The organism is uncultured Veillonella sp., from assembly GCF_915069625.1.
In the GTDB taxonomy this organism is placed as follows: domain Bacteria; phylum Bacillota; class Negativicutes; order Veillonellales; family Veillonellaceae; genus Veillonella.
The window spans coordinates 1-7,499 of sequence record NZ_CAJZFD010000098.1 but is presented as its reverse complement, the minus strand read 5'-3'; the positions used below and the strand labels follow the sequence as shown (position 1 = coordinate 7,499).

General features: G+C 41.8%; 5 protein-coding genes and 1 pseudogene. 1 reads left to right on the top strand and 5 read right to left on the bottom strand.

The window, feature by feature from the left end:
• From QZ548_RS06245 to recQ, 5 genes are all read right to left on the bottom strand, one after another.
• A partial coding sequence (locus tag QZ548_RS06245) for an aldehyde dehydrogenase family protein (protein ID WP_295869123.1) occupies positions 1–920 on the bottom strand: 920 nt, incomplete at its 3' end.
• A gap of 238 nt (positions 921–1,158) precedes the next feature.
• Positions 1,159–3,438, bottom strand: coding sequence for a Tex family protein (locus tag QZ548_RS06240; RefSeq protein WP_295869121.1), 2,280 nt, complete (start codon positions 3,436–3,438; stop codon positions 1,159–1,161).
• Positions 3,435–3,929 carry a dihydrofolate reductase gene (locus tag QZ548_RS06235; protein WP_295869118.1) on the bottom strand — a complete coding sequence of 165 codons (495 nt, stop codon included), beginning with the start codon at positions 3,927–3,929 and terminating at the stop codon, positions 3,435–3,437. Before QZ548_RS06235 ends, QZ548_RS06240 begins: the two co-directional genes overlap by 4 nt.
• Positions 3,930–4,062: 133 nt before the next feature.
• Positions 4,063–4,854, bottom strand: a complete 792-nt coding sequence (locus QZ548_RS06230; RefSeq protein WP_295869116.1) for a thymidylate synthase — start codon at positions 4,852–4,854, stop codon at positions 4,063–4,065.
• 115 nt (positions 4,855–4,969) lie between these two features.
• Entirely contained in the window at positions 4,970–6,853 is a 1,884-nt protein-coding gene (gene recQ, locus QZ548_RS06225; protein WP_295869114.1) for a DNA helicase RecQ, read from the bottom strand.
• Between the two features lie 322 nt (positions 6,854–7,175).
• Between recQ and QZ548_RS06220 the strand changes: the two are divergent.
• A pseudogene (locus QZ548_RS06220) lies at positions 7,176–7,499 on the top strand (sodium:proline symporter); the annotation flags it as partial.

Below are 7,499 nucleotides of genomic sequence, written 5' to 3'. Positions count from 1 at the left end.
GAAAGTTCAGCTACGAATTTATCATAAATTGTATCTTGTACGAAGATACGGGAACCTGCGCAACATACTTGACCTTGGTTAAAGAGGATGCCGAGCATTGCCCCATCAAGAGCTTGTTTCCAGTTTGCATCTTCAAAGAAGATATTCGCAGATTTACCACCTAATTCCAATGTAGCTGGAATCAAGCGTTCAGATGCTGCTTTATATACATCAAGACCTACTTCTGTAGAGCCTGTGAAAGCAAGTTTACTGAAGCCAGGATGATCAAGGATATATTGACCAGATTTAGAGCCTTTACCAGTTACGATATTTACAACGCCTGGAGGCAAGATTTCTTTCAAAATATCGCCTAATACTAAAAGGCTAAGGGATGTATGGCTAGAAGGTTTAATAACAACTGTACAACCTGCTGCAAGAGCTGGTGCCAATTTCCAAGCAGCCATTAGGAATGGGAAGTTCCAAGGCACGACTTGACCTACAACGCCAATCGGTTCGCGAACGATGAGGCTCAAGGTATTTTCATCAAATACTTGTGCAGAGCCTTCTTCGGAACGAAGCACGCCAGCGAAGTAACGGAAATGGTCAGCGCCAAGTGGAATATCTACATTCAAAGTTTCACGGATTGGTTTACCATTGTCATATGTTTCAACTTGTGCCAAATACTCTTTATGAGCATCGATAGCGTCAGCAATTTTTAACAAGTAATCAGCGCGATCTACTTGAGATACTGTTTTCCAAGTTTTGAAAGCTTCTGTTGCAGCGTCTACTGCTTTATCAACATCGTCTTTCGTAGCCTCTGCACAGATAGCGAGTTGTTCGCCATTAGCAGGGTTATATACATTGAATTCGGCGCCGTCAGATGCAGCTACCCATTCATTATTAATTAAAAGTCCATATCTTTCTTTAAGGTTCAAGCTCATAGCATTACCTCCTATGTAGGAATATAGATTGAGGAAGATTTCCTCTGTGATTTCATCATACGCCTTATATCTAAATATTTCAATCAGATATATCATTTTCGATATATCTGTTCTGCATTATTATACATAGTTTTAAGTTATATAGAAAAACCGCACCCTCAAAATCCATAGAGAGTGCGGTTTTGTGTACAATGACTTTTAGTCAAGTGTATTTCTCTATAATATAATTCAATTGATACTAATTGTTTTGTCGACCACCATTGTTACGATTATTATTACGGTTATTGTTACGATTGTTATTTCGACGTTGTCCGTTGTTATTTCTGTTTCGGTTATTATCGTTACTCTTTGGCTTTTCTGGTTGTAATGCTTTTACAGATAAACCGATACGATTGCGTTTTACATCAACAGAAATAATTTGAGCTTCAATGATATCGCCTACAGCCAGCACATCAGATGGATGTTGACGGCTATTGCATAATTCGCTGCGATGCAAAAGGCCATTAGTTTTAAGACCAAAATCTACGAAAGCACCAAAGTCAACTACGTTGTGAACAGTACCTTTTACAACAGTACCAACTTGAATATCTTCAAGGCTTACTACATGTTTTCTAGTAAGTGGTGCTGGCAAATCTTCACGAGGGTCACGACCTGGTTTTGCCAAAGCCCCTAAGATATCTCTTACAGTCGGTACACCTGCATCAAGTTTTGCGGCCATTTTTCCGGCATCAACAAGTGGTACTTTCACTTGTAACGCTTCCAATTGTGCTTTATCTTGCAAATCTTTTAAGGTAAAGCCTAATTCACCAATAATGCGTTCTGCCAATTCATAAGACTCAGGATGGACAGATGTATTATCTAGTGGATTTTTACCGTGTTGCAAGCGAAGGAAACCAGCACATTGTGTGAACGCTGCAGGACCTAGACGAGGTACTTTCAACAATTCTTTACGGCTTTTAAATACGCCATTCTCTTGACGGTATGCAACGATGTTCTTAGCCACCGTACTAGAAATACCTGCAATATGTTGCAAAATAGCTGGAGATGCTGTGTTAAGCTCTACCCCAACGTGGTTTACTACGGTTTCAACTACTTGATCTAAAGTATGAGTCAATTGTTTTTGATTGACGTCATGTTGATATTGACCTACACCGATAGATTTAGGATCAATTTTAACAGATTCAGCCAATGGATCTTGTACACGGCGCGCAATGGATACGGCGCCGCGAATTGTTACGTCTAAATCTGGTAATTCATCGATAGCCAATTTAGAAGCAGAATATACAGATGCACCTGCTTCATTGGTAATGATGTAGTGGCAATCTAATTTTTCCTCTTCAATCATGGTAGATGCAAACTGCTCTGTTTCGTAGGATGCAGTACCATTACCAATGGATAATAGGGTAACTTTGAACTTGCGGATTTTATCAGCCAACACTTTTTGCGCTTCCTTGCGAAGCTTTTCACTATTAGTTAAATAGTAGGCACCGTAATCTAGCACATTACCTTGTTGGTCGATGATAGCCATCTTACAGCCTGTACGATAGCCAGGGTCAAGGCCCATAATAACATGGCCTGCCAAAGGTGGTTGTAACAATAGGTTCTTAAGGTTTACACCGAACACCTTGATAGCTTGTTCATCCGCATTTTCCGTCAACTCATTGCGGATATCGCGCTCTAGAGCAGGGAAAATTAAACGTTTATATGCATCTGCTACGGCCGCTGCTTTATAGTCTGCGAAGATAGACTTTGGATTTTTCTCCAACTTTTGTACCATGTACGCTACATAGGTATCACCAGGCACAGTAAGAGCTAATTTCAGCGCACCTAATTTTTCACCGCGATTAACCGCCAAGATGCGGTGAGACGGCATTTGACGAACAGGCTCGGCATATTCTGCATATTGCAAGAACTGTTGCTGTACCTCTTCATCACCGGTTAACTCAGCTTGAATAAAGCCTTCGTTCCACATCTTTTTACGCAAGTACGCACGGAAGTCAGCACTATCACTAACGATTTCCGCTACGATATCAGATGCACCTTGAATAGCATCCTCTGGTGTTGGCACCTCTTCCGTTACAAATTCTTTTGCAATCTCTAAAGGATCACCAGAAGTAACCGTATCGTTAAGGACCATTTCCGCCAACGGCTCTAAGCCTCGTTCACGGGCAATCATAGCACGTGTGCGTTTCTTAGGACGGTATGGTAAATACAAATCCTCTAACTCTTGAAGCTTTGTTGCGGCTTCTAAGGATTTCATCAACTCGTCGGTCATCTTTTCTTGCTCTGTAATAGATGCAATGATTTCTTGGCGACGTGTTTCCAAGTTGCGCAAGTATTTAATACGTTCTTCAATGGTGCGCAATTGCTCATCTTGCAATTCGCCCGTTACCTCTTTACGGTAACGAGCAATAAATGGCACCGTATTGCCTTCGTCCAACAATTCTACGGCAGCTTGCACCTGCTTTGGCTTAACATTTAATTCACTGCCGATAATGGCAAACATTCTTTCACTCATTTAGATGCCTTTCTGCGATAGGTTACAAAACGATGAGGATATTTGTTCTTTTCATCCACAATGCCGTCTACAACGGATTCAATGGTGAAAGCATCCTCTGGGAACTCTGGGAAAAATGCATCCCCTTCAAATTCATGGTCTACTTCTGTGATGTACATCGTATCTACGTAAGGCAAGAAAGCCTCATATACTTGAGCACCACCGATGACATAGGCCGCACCAAGAGCACGCGCTGCTTCTGCAGCTGCCTCAGGGCTATGGAAAATCCTAACCCCTTCAGGCGCATCAAAGCCTTTGTCACGGGTAATCACCCAGTGCTCACGATTTGGCAACAAGAACGGCAAGCTTTCAAAGGTCTTACGGCCCATAATGATGACATGACCTGTCGTTTTCTCTTTAAAGAATTTCAAATCATTCGGCAAGTGCCAAATCAAGGTATTATCTTTACCAATCACACGATTATGTGCTACGGCTACGATTAATGCTAACATACTGCCCTCTTTCGATTCATACTATACAGCAACAGTCATAAATGGAATACTATTTAGCAATTGTCACGAACACAATATTAAATGGCAACAGCTATACATATTTTGCGCTTTGGCAATGGTCATGAATACTATGCTATACGGCAACAGTCATGGATAATTTACCTAGATGTTCATATCCATCTAATGTAACGTCCTCCGGCGTGAAATCATAGAAGTCTTTCACGTCTGGATTCACTACAATTTTTGGCGCTGGCAACGCTTGATCGCGGCGTGCTAATTGCTCGCGCAATGCTTCTACATGGTTTTCATAGACATGAGCATTGTTGATAACATGAGTAAATTTACCAGGTTTAAGGCCTGTTACTTGAGCAATCATGCATTGTAACGCTGCATATTGAGCCGTATTAAATGGAACGCCAAGACCCATATCACCACTGCGTTGGATGAGCATACAGTTCAAGTGTCCATCAGCTACGTCCCATAATGTTTCATATGCACATGGTTGTAACGCCATATCATCTAAATCTTCAATATTCCACAATGTAACAATCATACGACGGCTGTCTGGATCTTCTTTAATGGTTTTGATTAAATTGTCTAATTGTTTGTACTTTGCGATTTGGTAACCATAAGCCTTACCAATGGTGCCGTCTTCACGCATCCACTCATCCCATACGCGCACGTTCATCTCTTGCAATTTGCGTACATCGTTAGATTGCATTTGCCAAATCCACAACAATTCTTTTACCGCTGTTTTGAAAGCTACAAATTTTGTAGTCAAAATTGGAAATTCCTCTTGCAAGTCGAATTGCATGATTTGATGAGGTAATTTATAGGTCGCAATGCCCGTACGATTTTGACCATATGTACCGTGTTCTAAAATATTTTCAATAATACCGAGGTATTGTGTATCTGCTAGACTCATATATCCCCCTAAATCTATGTATACTAAGTCGAATAACACTAACAGTCTGTCTTACAATATATAGTACTATCATACTAAAAAATACATAGCACTACCATATATACAGTAAAATTTATTATCCCTTATATTCTGCAATGGCCTGTAAAAAACTGAGGCCATATTTTTTCAATTTTGCTTCCCCTACGCCCTTAACATTACCAAACTCACCCAATGTGGTTGGTCGTAAATTAGCTAAGTCAATAAGCACAGTATCAGGGAAGATAAGATATGGTCGAAGGCCAGCCTCTTCGGCTAGGCGCTTACGATGTTGTCGCAAGTGTTCAAATAAACCACCTACACCGGAATTAGAATTTCCTCGAGCCACATTGGACGTAGACCGACGAGTGCGAGACGGTACAGACACATGTTGTCTGATTTCCTCTACCTCTTTATGCCCAGCAAGGACTTCCTCAGCACCAGCCGTCAAAGATAGTACTGGATATTTACCTGTAGAGCTACGCAAGTAGCCAGAAGCCACAAATTGTTGAATAAGGCCCTTAATCGATTTCTCGTCTACATTGCTCAATAAACCAAAAACAGGCAATGCATCGTGTCCTGCCCGCATGATGCGATCCGTTCGTTCACCGCGCACGATAGATGTAATCATAGAGGCCCCGTAGCGCTCATCAGTGCCCATAATGGCCCGGAAGATGGCCTTCGCCTCTTTCGTTACATTTACCTTATCAGCGGAACCTTTACAGGAGCTACAATTGTCACATGTGGTCCAGACCGTGCTTTCACCAAAATAGTTAAGCATATATTTACGCAAACAATTACTGCAGAAACAATAGTCAATCATAGACTGCAATTTGCGGAGTTCCACCTCTTGTCGCTCAGGAGTCTCGATGGACTGTTCAATTAAATACTTGTGAACCTGTACATCCTGCCCGCTGTAGAGCAAGATACATTCTGCAGGGGCTCCATCGCGACCTGCACGGCCCGCCTCTTGATAGTAGGATTCCATGTTGCGCGGCATTTGGTAATGCAACACATAGCGCACATTGCTCTTATCAATCCCCATGCCAAAGGCATTGGTAGCCACCATAACCTGCAATTTGTCATCTGCATAGGCATTTTGCATCTCACGACGCACCTCGTCGCTGAGCCCTCCGTGATAATGACCCACCTTAATGCCTGCACGGGTTAGATTTTCATACACCCGATCTACATCCTTGCGCGTCGCACAGTAGATAATACCATTTTCATTGGCATGTTGACGCACATAATGGACTACATAATCCATGCGTTTAGGTGTACGGATGACAGAGAAGGATAAATTAGACCGGTCAAAGCCCGTTACGTATACATTCGCATTATCTAAACCTAATAGTTTCTTAATATCATTTTCTACATATTTTGTCGCCGTCGCTGTGAAAGCACCTACGATAGGTCTCTTCGGTAGCGAGTTGAGCCACTCACCAATGAGACGATAGGATGGTCTAAAGTCATGGCCCCACTCAGAAATACAGTGAGCCTCATCAACGATGACTTGAGCTATAGGCAATGCTCGCAATACATTACAGAAGAAATTAGACCCTAGTCGCTCTGGTGCAATATACAACAGCTTAATCTTACCACTACGCACCTTGTACATAGTCTTATTAAACTCTGCTTGGGTAAGGGTACTATTGATGAGCGCCGCCGGAATGTTCTGCACTAATAGACCATCTACTTGGTCTTTCATAAGAGAAATGAGCGGCGAAAACACGATAGTAAGGCCCGGCTTGCAAAGAGCAGGAATTTGGAAACAGATAGACTTGCCAGCCCCCGTCGGCATGATGCCAATTACATCTTCGTTACGTAACAAGGATGCAACGGGCGCCTCTTGAGCCGGTCTAAAGGAGGTATACCCAAAGTAGGTTTCCAACATCCGTAATGCCTGTTGTTTCATCATAGCTTGTTGCTTCATCTCGACCGACTGTGATGCAATAGCTTGTTTTGAAGCTGGCTGTTGTTCCATAGGTACCTCCTTTCACGTTCCAGAAATATACATACAAGACCATAATTACGACTATCAATGACGAAATTTCGTATACAAAACACGAAATATCGTTTTTCCATTCTTATATTTTAACATATTTCATATGCCATTGGGCTTATTAGTATAAACGATTTATTAGTCAACGTCTAATGCATATGTAGAAAACCAATCTTCAAAATTTGTATAGAAACTACGTAATATCACGAAATTTTTACACTCTAAAGCGCTAATATATGGTACAATAGGAATTATTTATAATACTATAGAATAGAACTACAACCTAAGGAGGTCTTATATAGGCATGACACAAGACAACTTAATGATTATGATCGCCTTTGCCTTATACCTAGGACTCATGATGTATATCGGGGTCTACTATTACAGGAAATCTAACAGCATTGGTGATTACATCCTCGGTGGCCGACAACTAGGACCATGGATTACAGCACTTAGTGCGGAAGCATCAGATATGAGTGGTTGGATGCTCATGGGTGTACCGGGTCTTGCGTATACTACGGGAATTTCTGGTGTATGGATTGCCGTAGGCCTCACATTGGGTACATGGGCGAACTGGAAATTCGTTTCTAGACGCTTGCGTAACCATACAGAGGTAGCTAGCGACAGT